Origin of the sequence: Neptuniibacter sp. 1_MG-2023 (genome assembly GCF_030547185.1) — a bacterium.
GTDB lineage: Bacteria > Pseudomonadota > Gammaproteobacteria > Pseudomonadales > Balneatricaceae > Neptuniibacter.
In genome coordinates this window covers 129,179-150,212 of the sequence record NZ_JAUOQR010000004.1, presented here as the reverse complement: position 1 = coordinate 150,212, position 21,034 = coordinate 129,179, and the positions used below count along the sequence as shown (strand labels likewise).

Annotated in this window: 21 protein-coding genes; 4 read left to right on the top strand and 17 right to left on the bottom strand. The window is 43.0% G+C overall.

Going from position 1 to position 21,034, the window contains the following annotated elements; all coding sequences use genetic code 11:
* Positions 1 to 20: 20 nt before the first annotated feature.
* On the top strand, positions 21 to 899 hold the full coding sequence (locus Q4492_RS06870) for a hypothetical protein (RefSeq protein ID WP_303416510.1): 879 nt from the start codon (positions 21 to 23) through the stop codon (positions 897 to 899).
* A gap of 33 nt (positions 900 to 932) precedes the next feature.
* Here Q4492_RS06870 and Q4492_RS06865 read toward each other — a convergent pair whose 3' ends face one another.
* From Q4492_RS06865 to Q4492_RS06840, 6 genes are read right to left on the bottom strand one after another with little or no spacing between them, the layout of a single operon-like run.
* Complete coding sequence (locus Q4492_RS06865) at positions 933 to 1,691, bottom strand: heme ABC transporter ATP-binding protein (protein ID WP_303416509.1); 759 nt, start codon at positions 1,689 to 1,691, stop codon at positions 933 to 935.
* 2 nt (positions 1,692 to 1,693) lie between these two features.
* A complete protein-coding gene (locus Q4492_RS06860; protein ID WP_303416508.1) occupies positions 1,694 to 2,716 on the bottom strand; it encodes an iron ABC transporter permease in 1,023 nt (340 codons plus the stop codon).
* Positions 2,716 to 3,555: a hemin ABC transporter substrate-binding protein gene (locus Q4492_RS06855; RefSeq protein WP_303416598.1), complete on the bottom strand. Its 840-nt coding sequence runs from the start codon at positions 3,553 to 3,555 to the stop codon at positions 2,716 to 2,718. The genes Q4492_RS06860 and Q4492_RS06855 overlap by 1 nt, the downstream gene beginning before the upstream one ends.
* 59 nt (positions 3,556 to 3,614) lie before the next feature.
* Entirely contained in the window at positions 3,615 to 4,034 is a 420-nt protein-coding gene (locus tag Q4492_RS06850) for a biopolymer transporter ExbD (protein ID WP_303416507.1), read from the bottom strand.
* On the bottom strand, positions 4,031 to 4,582 hold the full coding sequence (locus Q4492_RS06845) for a MotA/TolQ/ExbB proton channel family protein (RefSeq protein WP_303416506.1): 552 nt from the start codon (positions 4,580 to 4,582) through the stop codon (positions 4,031 to 4,033). The genes Q4492_RS06850 and Q4492_RS06845 overlap by 4 nt, the downstream gene beginning before the upstream one ends.
* 30 nt (positions 4,583 to 4,612) lie before the next feature.
* Positions 4,613 to 5,473, bottom strand: a complete 861-nt coding sequence (locus Q4492_RS06840) for an energy transducer TonB (protein ID WP_303416505.1) — start codon at positions 5,471 to 5,473, stop codon at positions 4,613 to 4,615.
* 271 nt (positions 5,474 to 5,744) lie between these two features.
* Here Q4492_RS06840 and Q4492_RS06835 point away from each other — a divergent pair, with 271 nt between their 5' ends.
* The 3 genes from Q4492_RS06835 to Q4492_RS06825 all read left to right on the top strand — a co-directional run bounded on the left by Q4492_RS06835 (position 5,745) and on the right by Q4492_RS06825 (position 8,732).
* Positions 5,745 to 7,709 carry a TonB-dependent hemoglobin/transferrin/lactoferrin family receptor gene (locus Q4492_RS06835; RefSeq protein WP_303416504.1) on the top strand — a complete coding sequence of 655 codons (1,965 nt, stop codon included), beginning with the start codon at positions 5,745 to 5,747 and terminating at the stop codon, positions 7,707 to 7,709.
* Positions 7,710 to 7,784: 75 nt separating this feature from the next.
* Positions 7,785 to 8,198, top strand: a complete 414-nt coding sequence (hutX, locus tag Q4492_RS06830) for a heme utilization cystosolic carrier protein HutX (RefSeq protein ID WP_303416503.1) — start codon at positions 7,785 to 7,787, stop codon at positions 8,196 to 8,198.
* A gap of 9 nt (positions 8,199 to 8,207) precedes the next feature.
* Entirely contained in the window at positions 8,208 to 8,732 is a 525-nt protein-coding gene (locus tag Q4492_RS06825) for a HugZ family protein (protein ID WP_303416502.1), read from the top strand.
* A 65-nt stretch (positions 8,733 to 8,797) separates the two neighbouring features.
* Here the strand turns inward: Q4492_RS06825 and Q4492_RS06820 are convergent, their stop codons facing one another.
* The 11 genes from Q4492_RS06820 to Q4492_RS06770 all read right to left on the bottom strand — a co-directional run bounded on the left by Q4492_RS06820 (position 8,798) and on the right by Q4492_RS06770 (position 20,657).
* Positions 8,798 to 10,582: a type II secretion system protein GspD gene (locus Q4492_RS06820; RefSeq protein WP_303416501.1), complete on the bottom strand. Its 1,785-nt coding sequence runs from the start codon at positions 10,580 to 10,582 to the stop codon at positions 8,798 to 8,800.
* Positions 10,582 to 10,989: a hypothetical protein gene (locus Q4492_RS06815; RefSeq protein ID WP_303416500.1), complete on the bottom strand. Its 408-nt coding sequence runs from the start codon at positions 10,987 to 10,989 to the stop codon at positions 10,582 to 10,584. The genes Q4492_RS06820 and Q4492_RS06815 overlap by 1 nt, the downstream gene beginning before the upstream one ends.
* A gap of 7 nt (positions 10,990 to 10,996) precedes the next feature.
* A complete protein-coding gene (locus tag Q4492_RS06810) occupies positions 10,997 to 12,211 on the bottom strand; it encodes a type II secretion system F family protein (RefSeq protein WP_303416499.1) in 1,215 nt (404 codons plus the stop codon).
* Complete coding sequence (locus Q4492_RS06805; RefSeq protein WP_303416498.1) at positions 12,208 to 13,839, bottom strand: GspE/PulE family protein; 1,632 nt, start codon at positions 13,837 to 13,839, stop codon at positions 12,208 to 12,210. The genes Q4492_RS06810 and Q4492_RS06805 overlap by 4 nt, the downstream gene beginning before the upstream one ends.
* 4 nt (positions 13,840 to 13,843) lie before the next feature.
* The gene (locus Q4492_RS06800; protein WP_303416497.1) at positions 13,844 to 14,932 is read right to left on the bottom strand and encodes a type IV pilus twitching motility protein PilT; all 1,089 of its coding nucleotides are present in this window, start codon (positions 14,930 to 14,932) and stop codon (positions 13,844 to 13,846) included.
* Positions 14,932 to 15,567, bottom strand: coding sequence for a hypothetical protein (locus Q4492_RS06795; protein ID WP_303416496.1), 636 nt, complete (start codon positions 15,565 to 15,567; stop codon positions 14,932 to 14,934). The genes Q4492_RS06800 and Q4492_RS06795 overlap by 1 nt, the downstream gene beginning before the upstream one ends.
* On the bottom strand, positions 15,567 to 17,297 hold the full coding sequence (locus tag Q4492_RS06790; protein WP_303416495.1) for a hypothetical protein: 1,731 nt from the start codon (positions 17,295 to 17,297) through the stop codon (positions 15,567 to 15,569). The genes Q4492_RS06795 and Q4492_RS06790 overlap by 1 nt, the downstream gene beginning before the upstream one ends.
* On the bottom strand, positions 17,297 to 18,298 hold the full coding sequence (locus tag Q4492_RS06785) for a type II secretion system protein (RefSeq protein WP_303416494.1): 1,002 nt from the start codon (positions 18,296 to 18,298) through the stop codon (positions 17,297 to 17,299). Before Q4492_RS06785 ends, Q4492_RS06790 begins: the two co-directional genes overlap by 1 nt.
* Positions 18,286 to 19,143: a type II secretion system protein gene (locus Q4492_RS06780; RefSeq protein WP_303416493.1), complete on the bottom strand. Its 858-nt coding sequence runs from the start codon at positions 19,141 to 19,143 to the stop codon at positions 18,286 to 18,288. The genes Q4492_RS06785 and Q4492_RS06780 overlap by 13 nt, the downstream gene beginning before the upstream one ends.
* Positions 19,144 to 19,300: 157 nt before the next feature.
* Positions 19,301 to 20,368, bottom strand: coding sequence for a type II secretion system protein (locus Q4492_RS06775; protein ID WP_303416492.1), 1,068 nt, complete (start codon positions 20,366 to 20,368; stop codon positions 19,301 to 19,303).
* Positions 20,369 to 20,477: 109 nt separating this feature from the next.
* Positions 20,478 to 20,657: a hypothetical protein gene (locus Q4492_RS06770; protein ID WP_303416491.1), complete on the bottom strand. Its 180-nt coding sequence runs from the start codon at positions 20,655 to 20,657 to the stop codon at positions 20,478 to 20,480.
* Between the last annotated feature and the right edge of the window lie 377 nt (positions 20,658 to 21,034).

Here is a 21,034-nt window from a genome sequence, read left to right as displayed (position 1 = left end):
ACTCTGAGGGAGAACACCCGATGGTTTTTACATTGTGGAAAGATGCTGCGGAAGTTGCAAAAAGTGCCACTAAAGCTGGCGCATTAAACAGTTTTAAAACATCTATGCTTAGTGTCCAAGAAGGAAGTCTTAATTTTCATGTCCGTATACTTGATAATCTCCAAAACAAACCAACACCCGATAGCTCCCTAGCTAAGCTCAATCAAAGTAAACCCGACCCATTCCTACCCCATGAAGAAGCTTTATTTGTCACCAACATCGGTGATAATCATAAATGTTTATTGAATAAATATAATGTAGTCGATGAACATCTGCTCTTAGTAACTCAAGCCTTTGAAGAACAAAATACAGCCCTTAATAAAAACGATTTTTATGCCTTACACCGGTGCCTATGCGCCGCGCCGGCATTAGCTTTTTACAATAGTGGTAAAACGGCTGGGGCCAGTCAAACCCATAAGCACCTACAGCTGATAAAAGTGCCAGAAACAGTGGAACAATTAATCGCTTTTAATCCACAACTGTCAGAACTACATGACGAAGTACCTAGGGAGCTAGATAGCTTACCCTTTCGCCATGCAGCACTGGCCTTACCTAAAGATATTTTTACAGAAGAGAAAATACAGAATGGTGATGGTGCTGCTCAATTACAAAATTTTTATAATCGGCTGCGAATGACCTTAGGGATCGAAAAAGACGGAGAGAAGATAGCCCGCGCTTATAATCTTCTCTTAAGCCACCATTGGATGTTGATGGTACCTAGAACAGGTGAAAATTTTTCCGGTGTCTCACTTAATGCACTTGCCTTTAGTGGTTCGATTTTAGTAAAAAGCGAAGCACAAGCTCACGAGATTATAGAGGCTGGACTCTCCACGGCTTTAAATGTGGTGAGTTGGTCTTAAAATACCCCCTTGATCCAAAGACTTTTGCAACGATCAAATTAAAGCGATCTGTCCATCATTTAAGATCACCCGTTGTGGCTGATACTGCCAGTGCTGTTTTATCCGCTCATCGGATAACACCTTATCAGGACTATCTACAGCACTCACCTGCCCCTGATCTAACAAACAACAGGTATCACAATAACGCAGCACTTGGTTAAGATCATGCAGAATGGCAACAACGCCAAACCCTTCTTTTTTTGCTAGCTGTTGAGTCAACGTTAACAGATTATGTTGCTGTCCTAAATCTTGTGCCGACGTCGGCTCATCAAGAAGCAGTAAAGGTGAGTGACTCGCTTGACTGAGCTGCAATAAGACCCGCGCGAGCTGAACCCGCTGTCGTTCTCCCCCTGATAACGAAGGATAGGAGCGATCCGCAAAGCTATAACAATCAGTCGCCTGCATTTTTTCATCGATCAAACAATTTGCTTGAGCTTTAGACAGCGATAATGGAGTTAAACCTAAAGCAACTACTTCTCTGGCGCTGAAGGGAAAGGTCAATTGGCTCGCTTGGGGAAGTACTGCCAGATGCTTAGCCAATTCACGGCGATTCCACTGTGTTAGCTCTTTACCATAGAACTTGATAGAACCGCTGGCTTTAATATCACCACTAATCGCTTTTAATAAAGTCGTTTTACCGGCCCCATTCGGCCCCAGTAGACCATAGACTTCACCTGCTTTTACCGATACAGAAACCTGATCCAATAACAGCTTTCCCTGCGGTTTAAAACTGACATTATTAAGCTGCAACATGATCAACTCCAGTTTTTACGCTGTTGGATTAACAAAATCAGGAAGAACGGAGCGCCCAATAACACCGTAACTAAACCTACGGGAAGTTCCGCAGGCTGTACGACAAGACGGGCTAACAGGTCGGAACCCATCAGTAGAACAGCACCTAGCAGAGCTGATAAAGGCAGTAGGAAATGATGGTTCGGCCCTGTGGCTAAACGAACCAAATGAGGCACAACTAAGCCAACAAAACCGATAATGCCTGAACAGGAAACCGCCACACCAACACCTATAGCGGTAAGAATAATCATTTGTAACTTTAGCTGCTCAACATCTATACCTAAGTGACGCGCCTCGGGTTCACCTAAAAGTAACGCATTTAAAGCTTGGGCCCGACGCTGAAAGGCGATCATTAATAGCAGCATTGTTGTAAAAGCTAGCCATAAGTTAGCATCACTCGCACCGGTTAATGAACCCATCTGCCAGACATTCAGTTCACGTAAACTGGCATCATCCGCAAAATAACTTAAGAAACCGATAGCAGCACCGGCGAAAGCGGATATAGCGACACCGGCCAGTAATAATACTAATACGGAGGTGCCATTTTTTGATTGCGCTAAACCATAGACCAGCAAAGTAGTGAGCAAACCACCAACAAAGGCCATCGTAGGGATTGTCCAACTTCCCCAAACAGCCGGAAACACAACAATCGCTAAAATAGCGCCCACCGCTGCTCCAGAAGAAACACCGATAATGCCAGGATCTGCCAACGGATTACGAAATAAGCCCTGAGCAACCGCACCGCATTGGGCCAATATGGCCCCGACAAAAATAGCTAATAATAATCGAGGTAAACGAAGCTCTAAAACAACAACCTGCTGATAACCTTCTAGTTGACTGAAATTAGCACCAAAAAGGTCATCTACAACAATCAATAAACTATCGTATACCGGTAAATTCATCGCCCCTAACACAAGTGATAAGAGTGCACAGGCAATCAAAAGACTCGCTAATGCTAAGGCGCATACTGAAACGGACCTTTGCATCAATTATTTTCCTGACGAGCAAGAATTTGCGGATTAGATAGCTGCTGAGTTAAACGAATCGCTTCATTAATAGCCGATACACTCAAACCAGCAACTAAAGCGGAACCATTCACGGCCACAATACGTTTATTTTTGACCGCGGGTGTATGAGCGAGTACAGGATTAGCCGCAAGCAAGCTTTGCACTGCATTCTCTACATCACTACCTGCAACGATAATCACAGAGGGTTTCATTTCAAACAGTGATTCAGCCGATATATTTCGGTAGTTTTTAAAGTCAGCTACATTGCTAGCTTTCATTAATTCGATAAAGGAATGGCCCGTTGTCCCCTCTCCTGCTAAACGTAATTTACTATCATCCATAGATAATAAAAACGCTACGCGCTCCCCCGATAAGTTCACCTTATCAAGTGTCGCTAGTTTTTGATCAATAGATTCAAGCAAAGCTTGCCCCTTTTCCTTCTGCTCTAAAGCCAGAGATAGCGAACGTATATTGTCACGAAGTTGTTCACTATTTTTTGCACTGCTTAACTGTACAAATTGAACATCTGCTTGCTTTAGTGCTGTCACAACGGATGAAGGACCTATATGTTCACTCCCTATCACTACCGATGGATTTAAACTCATTAAACCTTCAGCAGACAAAGTGCGGTGATAACCAATATTGGGGAGTTTAGGATACCCCTCTGGCAGCTTGCTAGTCACATCTACGGCAATCAGGTCATCTTCAAAGCCAAGAGCAAAAATCAGCTCAGTAACACCCGCATCAGTACTAATTAAACGCTGTTCATCCGCTGCATAAACTGAAACAGGTAACGCAATTAATAGGATAAGTTTCATCCAGTTCACGACTGAAAACCTATTCTTTTTTTGTGTAAATAATCGAAACGGCAAAGAGATCATGGCTGTGCGTCTTCCATTAAAATTTGAGTGTTAGTTATTTGCTGCTCATTGAGGAGGGCTAAAAGTTTTAACAAAGGTTCGACGTCTGAATCACGGGCAGCAGCAATTGAAAGTGCCCGATCTTTTTGATCTGCAATATTTACCAACAGCGCCTGTTTAAATTCGGCCCATTCATAAAAGCGATCTTCTCCAATTGCATAGATGGGAGATTCATCCAACAAACTAATGGTTAACGGCGTAACCGCTTCGGAATGGTGACTAATATCACTATCACTGTCTGGTATATCGACCGGCAAGGAGAGCAAACGCGTATTCGCAGTTAACAGTAAAAAAACCACCACTATAAAAATAATATCTATCAATGGGGTGAGCTCTACACTGCTATTTATTTGGCTCTTCTGCTGTACACGAATCATTTTAACGCCTCAGTGCAAACACCTTCGATCCGAAGATTACCTACATTAAGTACTTGCTCGGTCACTGCTATCAATTTATCCACCCAAAGCTGAAAGCCATGAGCCCCAATGACCGCGGGAACAGCAATAATCAAACCAGCGGCTGTTGTTTTCATTGCGATTCCTAGTCCTTCGGCCATCATAGATGGGTTAATCGGTCCTTGGTGATCACCTAAGGCATCAAACACTTGAATCAGACCAATCACAGTCCCGAGCAGCCCTAACAAAGGTGAAATTAACGCGATAATTTGGAGCATACGAATACCATGGCTCAGTTTTCGTTGTCTGTTATGCAGCCATATTGCCGCTATATCCGTCCTCATAACCCGTGATTGATCTGCATGTTGATTAAGTAGTTCCATCCCAGCACTAGGAAGGCTCCGCTGAATGCTGTGATAACAAAGCACAGCTATACGCTCAAGCAATATCAAAAGAGTAAGAACAGAGCAGATTAATAATGGGATTCCTAGCGGCCCCAAATACTGTTGCGTTAAAACAAGGATATTCATAATTTATAATCTTAAAACCTATAAAAACGATCAGTTAAGCGAAAAAACAACTGGAATCCTGACACGTGAAGCGATGCGGATACCGTTCCTTTCATAAGGTTTGAACTTCCACTCGGACACAGCTTTTAAAGCTGACTTATCTAACAAAGCCAAACCTGAACTCTGAGTAACCTCCAGCTTTGACTTGTTACCTTTTTCATCCAACCAAATATCTAACCAAACAGTGCCTTCTTGACCTCGCTTACGCGCAACCGCTGGGTAGCGAGGCGGCTTAGGCTGTGCCGCAAAAACAGGCTTAGTAATAATTTGCTCGCTCACTTCCATCTGATCACTTGTGCTCCGATGGGGAGGATTAGCCTCTAGGTCTGTGAGGGATTGAGTATCTGAATTAGTCTGTACCGATGATGGTTCAACCGTTTTAGCATCAGGATTTACCTGCTTAATACTCGGTTCCACCTTAGCCACTGAGGTACTGGCTAGCGCTTCACTCTTATTTTTGAGAACGGAGGATGGCTTTAAAACCTCTTTCGATACTGGCTGTGTAATAGCCGGTTTGCTTGTTTTCTTTGTAACTTTATTTGCGACTACAAGCGCCTTAGTGACCTCTTCTTTAGGTACAGGTCTATCCGCTGTTGTCTCAGGCTTAGGCTCTGTATGCCTTAATGCCTCTTGAGCAGGCAAAGAGTTAACTGTTTTCCCCTGAGTAGGTTCAGGCTGTGGCCGACTAAACGAGATCGCGAGCGATAGCTGACTACCTTTCCCCGAGGCCTCATCCATAAAGCTCGGTTTTGCCAACGCAGCGAAAGCCCACTCTTGCAGCAAAATAAGTGCACTAATGAATAGCACTCGCCAGCCAAGTAAACCCCATTTTCTCTTAACCAACTGAGTCATAAATACCCGTTACCTAACCCTATAACCTTTGCGCAAAAAAGCGCCCGATGATTCTTTAAGACTAATAATGACCGCCATAATAAAACAGGACAAAACCTAATGCAAATACAAGTCATTATCATTTACATTATGTTTATTAAATAGTAGCATCCCCTCAATCAGGACCTAGAGAGATAGAAAAAACTCCAAATTTAACGAGCTAGCCATTGCTGATAACGCTATATGCAGCAAGCTAGAAAACTCAATTCTCATTGACGTAATAGGGGAATTCATGAAACCTAAACCTTTAGCGGTGCTCATCAGTAGTATTATTTCAGCTCCAGCAATGGCCGATGCTGTTGATAACAGCCTAGTCTTTAATGTCGGTGAAGTAGTTGTCAGCGCAACCCGAATGGAACAAAAATCTGATGAGGTTTCACGTCCAATCACCGTTGTTGATAAGGAAACAATCGATAGCATTCAACCGCAGTCGGTCGCTGAAGTCCTAGCGAATGAACCTAATATATTAATCGATGGTGGCTCTCGCCCTGGCTTCCAGACTATTAACATACGAGGTTTAGGTGACAATCGAGTATTGCAAACCGTTGATGGTGTTAGACAAGATTTTGAATCTGGTCATCGAGCCAGCTACTTTTTAGATCCAATAATACTGAAGTCAGTTGAAGTCGTTAAAGGGCCGGCAAGTACTCTTTGGGGATCTGGCGCTTTAGGGGGTGTAGTTGCACAAAGCACCATTGACGCAGCAGATATTTTAGAGGGCGATGCAGATGTAGGCGGCCTAATCAAAAGCAGTTTTAACTTCAACAATGACCAATTAACGACAACAGCCGTTGTCGCGGGTCGTACAGACTCCGTCGATTGGTTAATTAGTGGTTATGGTCGCGATTCTAATAATATCGAAATGGGTAACGGCGAGCCGTTAGAAGACTCGGCTTCAGAAGATCAAGGTGCTTTAGCTAAGATTGAATGGCAAATTAACGAGGATCAATCCATCGCTTTTAATGCGCGCCACGCAACGGTTGAAGGTGGAGTTCCTTCTAATGGAGCATCCCAAGTCAACGGCAGCAGCGTTTTTCTTATCGACAAAGATCAAGTTAACAACAGCCTATCTGCTGACTATAGAATCAATACAGAATCACCACTACTCAATGCACAGATAATGGCTTACTGGAATAGTGTCGATGTTGATGAGTCTCGTGTGAGTGATGGGCGTATAGATAACACTGAAAAAGACACATACGGCTTAAACCTTAACAACCTGTCACAGTTTGGTGATATCACACTGCTTTATGGGGTTGATGGTTCACATAGTAATTTTTCCGCTGAACGTAGTGGCGCCGACCGTCCAACACCTCCTGATGCAGACATTGATATCTGGGGCGCTTTTGCCCAAGGTATTATCCCTCTATCAGATAAATGGTCTGTAGAATTAGGCGCCCGTTACGACTACTTTTCAGTTACAGCTAACAACTTAGATGATAGCCGCTCAGATAATGAGCTGTCCCCTTCTGCTGCACTGGTCTGGAAAACAACTGATAACCTAGAACTCACCCTTCGACATGATAGAGCCTTCCGAGCGCCAACAGCTGAGGAGCTTTACAGTACAGGCACTCACTTCTGTATGGGGCCAGGTATGTGTAATACCTTTATACCTAACTCTGATTTGAAAGCTGAAAAAGCAGCCAATACCGAATTACTGGCTAAGTTAAAGATCAATAACGCTTGGACATTAAAAACATCCATCTTTGAAAACCGTGTAGATGACTTTATTGAGCAGACCGTATCGATGAATCCATTCCCCGGTAACACTTATTGGGAAAACGTTGATAAAGCAAAACTGCACGGATTTGAAGTGAGTGCTGTATATAGCCAAAACAATGTCAATTTGGCATTAGGTTACGGACAAACCCGAGGTAAAGACCTAGCAACAGGTGACGCACTCAACAACATCCCAGCCGATACTTGGTCTGCAGACCTAAGTTCCAGCTTCCTGAATGATCAGCTAAAAGCAGGTGTACGAGTCCTACATGCTGAAGAACAGAACTTATCTACAGGTGATGTTTATGATGACTACACTATCACTGACCTCTACGCCGCTTGGCAGCCAGCAGCTCTCAAAGATTTGACCATAAACCTCACGGTTAATAATGCAACGGATGAATATTACCGTCGCGCATGGGCTGAAATTTATGAAGCGGGTCGCGAAGTATCTTTAGCCGCCACATATAAGTTCTAAATAAAGGCATTTAATTAACAGAGCGACTCTCCTTTGAATCGCTCTGTTAATTTCCAACTTAGAGCATAAAAACTAATGAATAAAGAAGACACTCAGTCCCTAAATACACAACTCCCTGGCGATCAAGCTGAAGCCCTGTTGAGGGAGCTAGCAACTTGGGGTAACACCACGACTATTATTTTACATGCTGGGTCTGTATTTGAATTTAAAGGTGTATTTCCAAAGGGTGAAATTGGCCATGGTTACTACAACCTAACAGGCCCCGTTCCTGGCTTTCATGGACATATAAACCTAAACAGCATTCACCATATAAACTTCCAAGATAAGCCTCATCGAGGTCAGGAAAGTTACGCCTTCAATTTCCAAGATAAAGACGATAGCAACATTTTCAAAGTATTTTTAGGACGAACAGAGGATGGTGAATTAATAGCCGACCAAGTCTCTCGTTTTAAACAAATAAAACAGCAGTTTAGCTTAAAAAAAGATTAGGAATTTTCCATGAGCAACGATTTATTGCAAACCCGTGTACAAGAAGAAGTCTTAACATTTATCAATAGCCGTCGAAGCTTACAGTTAGCGACTGTAGGAAAAAATGGCGAGCCTTATGCCTCATATTCCCCCTTCGCAATTGGCGATGATTGTTTATACGTGTTACTGAGTGAAATGGCCGTACATGCGACCAATCTGCAAGAAAACTCCGTTGCGGCTGTGATGATTATTCAGGATGAAGACAGCGCCAAAGAGTTGTTTGCACGTAAGCGTGTTAATTACTCCATAAAAGCTGAACTTCTCTCATACGACAGCCAAGAATGGAGCTTCGGCATCAATACCTTAGCTAAACGTCACGGGGATCGAATTAATAAACTTAGCCAACTGTCTGACTTTAAGCTGTTTAAATTAATCCCCACAGGAGGCCGATACGTTAAAGGGTTTGGTAAAGCCTACACTTTAGCCGGCGATGGTCTAACCGGTAACGAAGTACAGCATATGACCGGTGGACATACAAAACGCAACGCGGCATAAGTAGATTGGCCGGTTTAAACAAAAAGCGAGTGGCGTCCTGTCACTCGCTTTTTTAAAATCAGTTCTTAACCTGCATCAAACATAACTTGATCCGCAGAATCCCACCACCCCTGTGTTGCATTTGTACCTTTTGATGACTTTGACGGCAGTTGCTGAACAGGCTGAACTTCCGGTTGTTGAGCTCGGTTATTCAATGCTTTATTTTCTTCCTTAAAAAAACGCGGTTCTGGTTTCTCTAAGTCAGGAAACCCCTGATTATGTTGTTGATAAAAACGATTATTACTGTTTTCTAACTCTTGGCTGCTAGACGGTGTATTCAAAATACGCGGTGTAATTAACAGCACCATTTCAGTTTCCTCTTCCTGTTCAATCGTACTGCGAAAAGCAGCACCTAAAACCGGCACATCGCCTAAAAAGGGAACTTTACGTTCGTTGTTTGAAACTGTGGATCGAATTAAGCCACCTACTGCAACGGTCAACCCGTTTTGAGCCGCGACTATACCTCTTAGGCGGGAGGTATTAATTGTATCTATAGAGAGATTAACTACATTACCTGTGCCATCAGTCACAGGAACAGTCCCACCACCGGGATTCAAGGTTGAACTTTCTTGTTCTAAATCCAACAGGACAGATCCATCTGAGTTGATACGTGGCGTGATCTTTAATGAGATACCAATCTCTCTAAGCTCAGTTTGCGTCTCAATATAAGCAGGGGAAATAACAACACCGCTATCGATGGTAGCTGGGTTAAACGTAAAACCACGCGTCATAATGCTCTCTTCACCAATAAAGAGGTCAGCCTCGCGATGGTTAGACGCCAATACCATCGGATTGGACAATACTTTTAAACGCTTATTTTCTTCAAGAAACTCAATGTTAGCGCGTAAACGATCATTCAGATATTCGTAAAGGAATGAGCCTGAATTTAAGAGGCCATTATTACCAAATGAGGTTGGTGTTAGTGAATCATTACTACCAAAAGGGGCCAATTCAAAATTAAAAATAGAGTTAAAATCTTCACCTAAGGAGATACTAAGAATTTTCATCTCCAGCATCACTTGCGGAACAGGAATATCCATCTGCTTAACCAAACTAGCGATGGAGGCAAGTACCTTATCATCATCAGTTCGCGCAATAATCATATTATGCTCGTTATTCACCGTCACATAGATAGGCTGAGGCTGTAAGGTGACCGCCTGTATTTTATTAGGATCTAACGGCATAACGCTGCTATTGCTGCTTTCCCGTGCAAGCTGCTCGATCTGCGCTACTGAAAATTCAGAGGTATCAGCATTACCGTTGCTACCATAGCGCTGCTGTGACAAATTGCTTGAAGAACGACTTGAAGAACGACCGGATGTACTACTTGAACGACTGCTGCTTCGGCTCGATGTGGATGTGGACTGCCCTGCTTCAATACCTAAAGATAACTCAACACGATCGCCATAAAGATCTTCAATCGCTTGGGCAACAATTTGCACATTCGCATTACGTAATCTAAACACCTCAATCCGTTGACTCTCTCGTACAACTAGATCGCGCGTATATTCTTCTCTTCCCATGATTCGATAGGTATGAGTATCCTCATCATAGCGGTACCACAGATCACTAATGCGGCAGATCGATTTAATCGCATCAATCTCTGAAACATTTTTAAGATGTATAGTAATGCTTTTATTAATCGCACTCGGAGTCGCTATAATATTGGACTGTGATAATTCAGATAGCACCCTAACCACATCGCCTAAACGTGTTTCAGAAAACTCTATCTCAGAAATTTTAGCCGCCGCCGAAGCATTTAAAGTCACGGCAAGCAGTACAGTACTGATTATTATCTTGATATTACCCATTAGCGAAGCACCTTCATCTGCCCCAAAGTACCCGCCTCAATAGTGAGACTTAACCTTGAAATCTTTGTTATTCTTATTGCATGCCTAGGGTTGGTTGGATCAATATTAATCTCATCCCCTACCGTCACCATGTGAACACGATCCCCTGCGACTTCGATCAATGCCATAGGTGGGAGGCTTTTTCCCCTATCTACATAACCTTTAAACAACAGCACCGGCACCTTCACGTCATCAGGCATACGTCTGAAACCACGACCAAAGGTACTCAGCACCCCATTAATACCACCAGCCTCCTCTGTATTTTTAAGTATTTGTGGCTCACTAAAAGGGTCACGCATCACCAAGATTTCCTCTGCATGCGCGGTATTAAAAACAACCAACATAATTAATAAAAAAATCCGATTCATAAAACACCTAACCCGATACAGCAAACATTGATTTAAAGAAGCCATAGTAGACATATCCGACAATCCCACCGATCATCAGAATTGATATAGGCTCCATCGCAGCGGCCAACGCTTTTGTAATTGAACGCACCCGCTCCTCATAAAAACTACCTGCATCTTGCATCACCTGTACCATATTCCCGGTACGTTCACCCACCAGCGTCATCTCTTGAATAAGCCCTTCAATATGAGGTTTACGAAAGCTTTTCCCCATATCATCGCCACACAAAATATCCTCTGCTGCTTGAGATATATCCCGAGCAATCATTTTGTTATTAATCAAAGAGCTAATAATCTGTAACGACTGCACAACAGATATGCCACTTTGCAACATACTGGTTAGCCCCCAAGTAATCTGCGACATTGAGCTAGCTGAAATCATCTTGCCTATAAGCGGCATCTTCAGAAGAATCAGGTCTAGAAACAAACGCCCTTTGGGCTGCCTATAGGTAATAAAAATGGAAACTAAGATGGCAATAATGCAAACGATAATCAGCCACCAATATTGATGAATAAAATTAGAAATACCCATCATCTGCAGCATCTCCGGTGGCGGAACGCGACCCGTTTTTGCAAAGAAAGCAGCAAATTTAGGTATGACAGTAGACATCAAGAAGATAAACACACCCACCGTCATAAACAGCACAACCGCAGGGTAGGTCATGGTGGAAATTAATTGGCTTTTAATCTCCGCCTGACGCTCCATAAAACTCGCGATACGTACTAACGCTGGTTCTAATTCACCACTAGCTTCTGCGCTGCGAATCATATGCAAGGCTAAAGGCGTAAATATAGCTTCATGCTTTTCCATCGCTTGGGAGAAGGATCGGCCTGCGCTAATTTGATCATTCATATCATCAATGATCCGAAGCATTCCTCCCCGCTGTATTCCCCTTAATATATTGAGCCCTTCAGTCACCGAAAGCCCAGAGCGAAGCATTAACGCAAACTGCCTAAAGAAAAATATTTTTTGTGAATTTTTAATCGGTAGAAGCGCACTGATCTCATCCAATAAACCAACATTCGGCTTATTCTTCTCGTTTTTAGATGTACTTTCATGAATATCGGTAATATAGATACCTTTATTCTGCAGTTTGGCGATTGCCGCATCATGGTCGACCGCCGAAATAGTGCCACTGCGAGCATCGCCCGATGTGCTAATACCGTTGTAGGAGAACTTCATCTACCCTCCTCCACTAACCTATGCACTAAACCTAAATGCTTCAGCTCATCTAATGTAGTTAACCCCTGAATCACTTTCTCACAGCCATCATGGGCTAGGCTGACATAGTATTGCGCATGCTTACGTAACTGTTGTTCGTCAGCACCCTGGGTAATTAACTCACGAAGGAGATCATCCACCCACAAGGTTTCAAACAGCGCGATCCTACCTTTAAAACCTGTGCCATCACAGAGAGAACAGCCCTGAGGATGAGAAAGCATCACCACCTGGTCTGTTTCCTCTATACCTAAAGCATCTAACTCAGCTAAGTCGGCCTCCATCTCTAACTTACAATGCTGGCAAAGCCTTCTCGCCAAGCGCTGGGCCACGACTCCCTGTAAACTAGAAGCGATCATAAACGGCTCTAAGCCAATATTTTTAAGCCTTGTTACACTGGCAATCGCCGAGTTGGTGTGCAAAGTAGATAAAACCATATGACCTGTAGTCGCTGCTTTAAGTGCAATTTCAGCCGTTTCTGGATCACGTATCTCCCCCACCATAATCACATCAGGATCATGACGCAGAAAACTACGTAGCGCCGAGGCGAAATTTACTTTGGCATTCATCTGTACTTGCGAAACACCCTCTACAACCATCTCCACAGGATCTTCAGCCGTAAGAATATTCGTACTTTCGGACTTTAACTGAGTAAGCGCGGCATAGAGTGTTGTTGATTTACCACTACCGGTCGGCCCTGTAATAAGAACGATGCCATGGGGTTGCGCAATAACACGACTAAACTGGCGTAAGGTTTCAGATGACATACCCAGTTGGGTTAAGGTCAAGAGCTGATTATCTGTCCCTAATAGTCGCAGTGTAACCCTTTCCCCATGCTTGGTTGGCGCAGTCGCCACCCTCATTTCAAACTCTATATTGGAAGGTGTTACATAATCAGCGCCGCCATCTTGAGGCATGCGCGTTTCCGCAATATCCAGATGGGACATTACTTTAATACGACTAACCAAAGAGCTGCCTTCAGCTAGCGAAAAACGCTTACCATACTGCTGTAAACGTCCATCAACCCTAAAACGAATCAAATAAGATTCCGCCTGAGGCTCAATATGTATATCCGAAGCGCGGTGCATATAGGCAGAATTTAATAGCTGCTTAAATGATTCCACCGCATCAAACCCTACTTCAGGGGTGTGTATCTCTAGATCTATACGTAAGCAGCTTTCGAAGGTTTCCGGATCGGTTACACAGAGCTTAATATCGGTTTTAAAAATCCGTTGTACTTGCTTCTCCAGTGCAGGGTTTTCAGGCGAGTCAGTAACAACATATATCGCCTCATCATCATTAGATGCAACCTCAATAGGTAAAATACGCCACTGACGAACAAGACTTTGAGGCACTAAATTCAGCTGTTTCTTATTAATACGAACCTGCGATGAACGAACAAAAAGTAATCCCTGTTCGCTGGCATAAGCGTGATAAAAGCTACTTAGAGATAAGCGCTGCTGATAGCAAAGTGCAGTCACCTCATCCAACTGAAAACGACGTGCATTTAAACGCGCCTCTGTTTGCTGCTCAGGGGTTATAAGACCTTGATTTAATGCTGCCTCAAGCAGACCTTTTCCTCGAATCGCCATAAGCCTACCTATTTAAAACCTTGAGCGCGTTTTCAAACTGCTCTTTTCTATAGGTTAACTGCAGCGCTTTTTCATAAGTAATTAGCTTATCTTTAACGCGCAGAGCTAAAGCATATTCAAGGGTTTGATTACCTTGTGAGCGACCTGTTTCCATCACTGAACGAATCTGTGCAGAGTTTTTCTCACGGATCAGATTCGACACTGCACCGTTAACCATCAGGATTTCATTCACAGGTACACGACCAGAGCCATCTGCGGAGGGTACTAATATTTGTGTGACTACAGCACGTAAACTCATGGAAAGTTGCTGACGAACGGTATTTTGCAGATTCCCAGGGAACATACCTACAAGACGATCTATAACACCCACCGCATCATTAGTATGCAGTGTCGCAAACACAAGATGTCCGGTTTCCGCAGCAGTAATTGCCGCGTGCATAGTTTCAAGATCTCGCATTTCGCCTAACAGCATAACGTCAGGATCTTCTCGCATAGCACTGCGAATAGCATCAGCAAAGCTCAATACATCCTCACCGACCTCTCGCTGATGGACGACCGAACGTTTATTCGGATGAACAAACTCTATCGGGTCCTCAATCGTCAGAATATGGCAGGCTCGCTCTTCATTAATCTTATTAATCATGCTCGCTAAGGTTGTAGATTTACCACTACCTGTAGTACCCGTTACAAGCACTAGACCATCCTTTTGGCCGGCAATAGCCTCTAGTTGCGCGGGAAGTCGTAACTCTTCGAAAGTACAAAAAGCATTATTTAATGCACGTACCGCAAATGCTAAACCTCCTCGCTCGAAATAAAAATTCAACCGAAAACGCTCACCCACCCCGTTGCTATAACCTAAGTCACAACTACGTTGAGTTGTTAAATGCTCAAACTGCTCTGCTGATAAAAGCGCCTCTGCCATCCCTTTCAGCGTCCCTTTTTCTAAAACAGCCAACTGGTTCTGTTCGAGTAACTCTCCCTGTATACGAAAAACCGGATAAACATCTACAGAGCCATGCATATCAGAGGCACCGAGTGCCAACATAGACGCCAAAAGATCTTCAAATTGTTGTTTATAAAAATGACTATTCATCACAATGCCAACGTAATCTGAATATCTAATACATGCCCGCCACCCAATGCTGTGCGGTCAGTTCGGCTAATCTGTACTTTGATCGGAACAACTGAGTATTCCAATTTAGAGAGTCTTTGAATAAAACCATGCAATGCACTATATCCACCCTGTAAATGCAGGTCATACAGGGGCCTATTCAGAGATGAAGCAGAGACCTTCTTCGTTTTTGTAGAAACAAACTGAATGAGGTTCGCTTCGCTTTGAACTTTAGAGAGCAGCTGCAAGTTGCTTTCTTTCGCATTACGGTTCACCTCGCCTACCAATTGAGCAACTTTTGTTTTATCGCGTAGGTCAACAAATACATGCCCAAACCCTGACAAGAGTGCTTTTTCTTCCTCAACGAGCAGATCCAATTTTTTAATATCTTTAGATTTAATCTGCTTACCGTTTAATTCAGGTATAACAATTTTCTTATCCCTCTTTTGTTCTCGGGATATTTTGTCTTTAGCCGATTGCAACTGCTCATCTAAAATCAAAACTTGTGTATTTAGATCTGATCCCCGGGTAAAAAAGTAGCCACCTAGAACCAAGGTCAATCCTAAAACCAGTAACAACAATTTTTCCCGTGGCGCCATAGTCTCAAACAACGACATTATTCTGCCTCCTGATGTTTAAGCAAAAACTCAAAAGCATAAACACCGTTTTGCATCAAAGCCGTATCACCACTAAAGTTACTAGGGCTTTTAGCTACATACATATGCAGCGCCTCTAAACTGATAGATAGCACTTGGTTAAAGTCATCAATACTAGCTTGATCTACCGCTTTTCCTGTCAAAGAGAACTCATACCACTTAGTTTCTTTAAGTGTTTCCAGCACGACCCCATCATTAATACTTTCAGACAGTACGGGTAATAAACGCGCCATAAATGCCTGCCGTTTAACAATAACTTGTTCTACCAACTGCTTTTCAGATTGGAGCTGAGTCAGATCTTTCTGTTTTGCCTCAAATAACTGGATATTTTTTCCCGCTTCTTGAGATTCTTTACGCTGCTCTTTTTTAGACTCTTTAAGTCGATTCAACTGCTCCTCTTTTGTAATCAACTCCCGCTTAATATTCTCAAGCGTCCAATGGTAATAGCCCTCATAAGCAGCAATAAAAAGTGGGACAGTTAACACTCCCATAAAGACTTTAAAGTTTTTACTGCGATAAAAAGGATCTGGCGGCGGCATACCCGCTAGTGGAGCTAATAAGAGTGGTGATGCCCCCAAAAAGTGTTGGGCAACACCAAGTTCACATAACAGCGCCTCATCATTAAGTTGCGTACGACTGACTAACGACTCTGGTGTAAGCGCCAAAACAGTTTCAAGATATGAGATCTGCTCTGAATAAGCATGATTAAAATCAGCAACAAACCAACGTGCTATATCAACAAAAGCCCCATTGCCTATAAGGTCGGCCACCGCTGAGATATCTACCGGCTGGTTAGAACACTTAATCATGGCAGCATCTAATACACGGCCATTAGAAAGTACCGCACAATAGATATAAGCTTGATGAAATTCAGTTAGCAGAATGGTTTCATCACTCTCACCCACTAAAGGTACTGTCGAGCCAGCAAAAGGATAAACCTGTCTTAAATTAAGACGAGGTACATTAGCTGAACCACTTATTTTTTTGACAGCTTCCAACCATTGTTGATGCTGGGCAATAGGCATAGAAGTACATAAATATTTTTTGACTGCATCGCTCCCATCCAGCATCCCCGCTGAATCAGACGCTTTTTCTAATTGAGGCCGCCATTGAGTGAGTAAGCGTTGATCAGATAACTGCAACTGCTGTTGAATATGTAAGCATTCTGAAATCTGCTCTTTGGATACCATCTGTTCACGAAGAGCAACCTCACCATACCGCATCGGACCTCGCCCACTCGGCTGTGCCGCCATATTCTTTTCTTCAGCCACCAAAGTTGTTAGTGCCTCGCGCTGCTCAGCATTTATATAACCGCGCCCCATCAGCAACCAACCTAAGTCCCAATTTGGCGATTGAGTTGCAACAATGCCTTCCATCTCCCAACGCAGCATCTCCAGAAGATTGCCTTTATCTTCAGATTCAAAACTCTCGGTCACCTCAACCAAACCGGAGATCGCGCTAACATGCAGTAATAGCACTGTATTAGGCATATTTTTACCTAATACATTTTGCAACTGCTCAAAGACATCACCTAAAGCAGCAATAGGCTCAACCTTATGAGAGGTAACAGAAACTGTTACTTTTAATTCATCACGACTCCCATTAATAACTGTCGCTTTTAAATCAAAACCGTTGACTTTAAGAACAAGAATTCCTTTTCCCGCTGTTTTTTTATGAAGGAAAGACAACATTAATCAACCTCGAACTGTAAAGATGGTTGCGTAGAACGCGGGATAACTAAGAGATGGTCATAGCCTGTAATGTCATTAGCGTCATCAATCACAAAAACAGCATGCTGCCCTGCGGGAATATAAGTACTTGAAGGCGTGACACTAGCACCACTTTCCATCCACTCTGATGAGGTAAACAAGCGAGACCTTTCGATTGAAGGTACTCCCCCAGAAGCCGCAGCTACTGAGAAATAATAGGTCGTCCAACGCTCTGCTGGGGTGGAAACTGCTTTATTTTTAAAAACAGCTAGCGCAACTTTCTGAGGGTTTGCACTGTAATTCGTTACTTGAATATCAAGCTGATTCAAAGGTACCTGCCAATCTAAACTCGAAACTGCACCAGAGACGGATATATTGAAAGGTGAAGGATGTAAGCCATCATCCCCTTTAAAATTAAATTGGTAATCACCAATCGCTGTGCTGCTCACTTCAAAACCTACACCCCAACCATCTAAAAACTCGTTATTACTATCGACACCTTCTTGTAAATAAGCACCGCGATAACCTTTTAGCTGAGCATATGAGGAAGATGCTAAAGAACTACCTGAAGCACTCAACTTCAGATAAGGAGCAGTCGCTTGCCATGAACTCCAGTCATTGCCGCTATCCATATTCCAGACATCATTTTTTCCAATTAAAGGAAATAGCTCAGAAGGGTCTTGCGACGGCGTGCCACTGGTAGGCGGTAAAACGCCATTATCGACAACAAAGCCGGATAAAAGCGGTTGGTTTTGGTAGGTGGATTGATTATAAACAGCCCGCTCAATGAGCTTCATTTTAGCTAAAGTTTCATCATAACGAAGCTGGTTATCTTGGTTATCAATAAAGGCTAAAGGGGTACTGGCGATTAAACCGATAATGAGCATGACTAAAACTAATTCAAGTAAGGTAAAGCCTTGCTGCTTAAACTGTGTGCAACATCGATCGTTGAGAATCGATAAAGTGGGCATTAACGTAGACATAAGACAATATCATCCCCGCTACTGCTACATAGTAGATCTTTACTGCAATAATCGTCTTCCTCGTCATCTGTTTCAGCGTAATCACAGCTGTTGGGCTCATACACACCATTAGAACCCAAACTCACCAAACGAGCAGCTCCTGGTTTAATGGTATTGTCCTGTAAAAGCTCAAGGTCTATAGCCAGATAAGGTCGGCCAAAGCGATCTAGCCGAGAACTATCATCATCCTCAATTTTACGCCATTCAAATAGACAGTCTGATGTATAACATCCATCACGGCTGCGACTAACACCATTATCTACTGGGTAATGATCAAACGGGTCCGCAATAGCAATAACCGACTCGATGACGTCACCACCTGAAGCAATTAGGTTAGGTTCACCTGCACTGCTGCTATCATCGACGCTGGTTCCATTGGCCGCCAAATCATCACCTATATCTACATAAAGATATTTATGGCCACTTAAATAAGGTCCGCGCCAACCGCGGCGATAATCAATACTCCAGTCTGCGGCTGAGGCTGGCTTAATAAAAAGGAAAGAAAGGTCAGCAGGGGTGTCACGGGAAGGGATAAAATCGGTATCGGTATAGTAAGCATCAATAGCGTCACCCAGTTGTTGCATCTGGTAACGTGCCGCTTGCTCTGTGGCATCAGAGCCCACATCACGAAACGACGTGACAACACCACCGGCGATGACTAACAGCAGCGCCGCAACAACTAACATCTCTAATAAGGTAAAACCCGACTGATAACGGAAAACCGCTTTCCTAAAAGCATCGTCCTTGACACTTTTAGAAAAACGGTCTGATACACCACAGCTTGTACATCTGTCTACAAAATACATTTACTACCACATCATTTTTATTGTTTTTATAATGATGACTAGAGCTAACTAGTCAGTTTTTCTGTTAATTTTTTAATCAATATCTAAGTAACCTAGCTACCCAATTAAATAAGAAAAAAGGCAGGAGGGCTCCCCCCCCTGCCAACATCAGGAGTGATTACTCTTCTTCATTACCTTTTGCTTCGGCAATTTCGTCATCGTAAGCATCGCCGCCAGCATCCAGCACTGCTAGAATTTCAGCTGACTCATCTACAGTCCATTCGTCAGATGCATCACAATCAGTATCCCCAAACTCTGCTGTACCAGCAGTACACTCTGCGACTTTAACTGCTATAGAGAAGTGCCCATACTTATCTGGACCAACATTACCGTCACTTGGTGCACGACCTATGATGTTATTAATCAGGCTAGAATCTGGACCGATACCAAAGACAGCAACGACGTCACCCTCATCACCACCAATCTCTGCAGGCTCATCAAAAAATGCGATAGGAGCAACTGCTCCAGAAGCTGCGTTATTAAAATCAACTAAAGCACCCGCTCCGTATTCCCATTCCGTTCCATCAATCAAAGGGTCACGAAAAATAAGATTGGGTTTAGTAATATCAACTAGCGCAACATCATCAACACCGGTTGCAATGGCACCAGCTGTAACAACGCCATCACAAACAGCCAGCGTCGCGTAACGCAGGCCGGTAAGGCCAGCATCAGCCATATTATCCCAGACAGGATCAGCCACATCGACACCAATAACTTCTAACTTATCTGCAATGTCACCGGTAAGACCACCGTTTACACGGGACACATTTGAGTTATCACCACTGTTACTAAGAAGAATTGCACCCGTCGCGGTTCCTGCACCCAGCGTTGCACTTAAGCCATCAGCATCCACTGCCATATTATCAATACAGATCAGTGACTCCAGCTCATCCGGTAGCAAACGTTTCTCGGTAGTTTTGAATACCTTCATACCACTCTCTAAAGTTGCCATGGTATGAACAGCAGTTGCTTGGGCAGCGCCTTCCTCTTTACCATCAAGAGAGGAGATAACTGCACCGGCGATAATGGCCAAGATTGCCACTACGACCAAAAGCTCAAGCAAGGTAAAACCGCCCTGCTTCGCTTGTAATTTTTCACCCTTACTACGCAAATCTGCGTCTTTAACTTGGGATAAGTCAGCTTTCTTAAATTTAGCTATCGTATTTTTTATTTTTTTAGTATTCATCTTTTTTCTCAATACATTTACCGCATCTGTCTCGTACAGACTTTTGGATTTCTATTTTTATTTTTAGAAGATGCAAACCCTCATTGCACTCTTATCTCATATCTATTTTTTACACATCAACAACAAAGCGGTATTGCTTACCACAATGCAAAATAACTTCTTTTTGCTGACGTTTAAGAATTTTCGTTTCAACACGTATTTCGCCAAAGCCATCGTGACTTAACACATCATCGAATAGCTCAAGTAACTTCTTTTTAGCCAACTCAGCGGTTTTATGATCAGCTTGCACAGCACAGCTCCAACCTTTATTTTTTTAAATTCTGTACGCCTACAAAGAACGGGCTTATACATCTGGCTTTTTATGATTTTTCATAGTAAAGATGAGCGCTAAGTAAAAACATTGTATTTAGGAAGAAGCCTTACAAACTTTCGAATATTCTTTTCTCCCAATCGGCTCGGGAAATATTCCCAAGCCTTTGTGAAAAAGTAATTTATCAAAACTGAGTTGATAGCTATGCACACCTACTGCTACCTATAGCTCTTACCTTCCCCGCACCATCTAAAAATTTATGTGTCCGATCATATATTCATAAATAAATTGGGTGTTATAGGAAAAATTCCTTTTTTAAAAATCTAGCCATTTTTTTATTCGACTTACAGCTAGCT

What these genes read in the sequence shown, in the direction of transcription:
- Q4492_RS06870 (WP_303416510.1), top strand. Translation starts at nt 21, where the DNA reads ATGGTTTTTACATTGTGGAAAGATGCTGCGGAAGTTGCAAAAAGTGCC.
- Q4492_RS06865 (WP_303416509.1), bottom strand. Translation starts at nt 1,691, where the DNA reads ATGTTGCAGCTTAATAATGTCAGTTTTAAACCGCAGGGAAAGCTGTTA.
- Q4492_RS06860 (WP_303416508.1), bottom strand. Translation starts at nt 2,716, where the DNA reads ATGCAAAGGTCCGTTTCAGTATGCGCCTTAGCATTAGCGAGTCTTTTG.
- Q4492_RS06855 (WP_303416598.1), bottom strand. Translation starts at nt 3,555, where the DNA reads ATGAAACTTATCCTATTAATTGCGTTACCTGTTTCAGTTTATGCAGCG.
- Q4492_RS06850 (WP_303416507.1), bottom strand. Translation starts at nt 4,034, where the DNA reads ATGATTCGTGTACAGCAGAAGAGCCAAATAAATAGCAGTGTAGAGCTC.
- Q4492_RS06845 (WP_303416506.1), bottom strand. Translation starts at nt 4,582, where the DNA reads ATGAATATCCTTGTTTTAACGCAACAGTATTTGGGGCCGCTAGGAATC.
- Q4492_RS06840 (WP_303416505.1), bottom strand. Translation starts at nt 5,473, where the DNA reads ATGACTCAGTTGGTTAAGAGAAAATGGGGTTTACTTGGCTGGCGAGTG.
- Q4492_RS06835 (WP_303416504.1), top strand. Translation starts at nt 5,745, where the DNA reads ATGAAACCTAAACCTTTAGCGGTGCTCATCAGTAGTATTATTTCAGCT.
- hutX (WP_303416503.1), top strand. Translation starts at nt 7,785, where the DNA reads ATGAATAAAGAAGACACTCAGTCCCTAAATACACAACTCCCTGGCGAT.
- Q4492_RS06825 (WP_303416502.1), top strand. Translation starts at nt 8,208, where the DNA reads ATGAGCAACGATTTATTGCAAACCCGTGTACAAGAAGAAGTCTTAACA.
- Q4492_RS06820 (WP_303416501.1), bottom strand. Translation starts at nt 10,582, where the DNA reads ATGGGTAATATCAAGATAATAATCAGTACTGTACTGCTTGCCGTGACT.
- Q4492_RS06815 (WP_303416500.1), bottom strand. Translation starts at nt 10,989, where the DNA reads ATGAATCGGATTTTTTTATTAATTATGTTGGTTGTTTTTAATACCGCG.
- Q4492_RS06810 (WP_303416499.1), bottom strand. Translation starts at nt 12,211, where the DNA reads ATGAAGTTCTCCTACAACGGTATTAGCACATCGGGCGATGCTCGCAGT.
- Q4492_RS06805 (WP_303416498.1), bottom strand. Translation starts at nt 13,839, where the DNA reads ATGGCGATTCGAGGAAAAGGTCTGCTTGAGGCAGCATTAAATCAAGGT.
- Q4492_RS06800 (WP_303416497.1), bottom strand. Translation starts at nt 14,932, where the DNA reads ATGAATAGTCATTTTTATAAACAACAATTTGAAGATCTTTTGGCGTCT.
- Q4492_RS06795 (WP_303416496.1), bottom strand. Translation starts at nt 15,567, where the DNA reads ATGTCGTTGTTTGAGACTATGGCGCCACGGGAAAAATTGTTGTTACTG.
- Q4492_RS06790 (WP_303416495.1), bottom strand. Translation starts at nt 17,297, where the DNA reads ATGTTGTCTTTCCTTCATAAAAAAACAGCGGGAAAAGGAATTCTTGTT.
- Q4492_RS06785 (WP_303416494.1), bottom strand. Translation starts at nt 18,298, where the DNA reads ATGTCTACGTTAATGCCCACTTTATCGATTCTCAACGATCGATGTTGC.
- Q4492_RS06780 (WP_303416493.1), bottom strand. Translation starts at nt 19,143, where the DNA reads ATGTATTTTGTAGACAGATGTACAAGCTGTGGTGTATCAGACCGTTTT.
- Q4492_RS06775 (WP_303416492.1), bottom strand. Translation starts at nt 20,368, where the DNA reads ATGAATACTAAAAAAATAAAAAATACGATAGCTAAATTTAAGAAAGCT.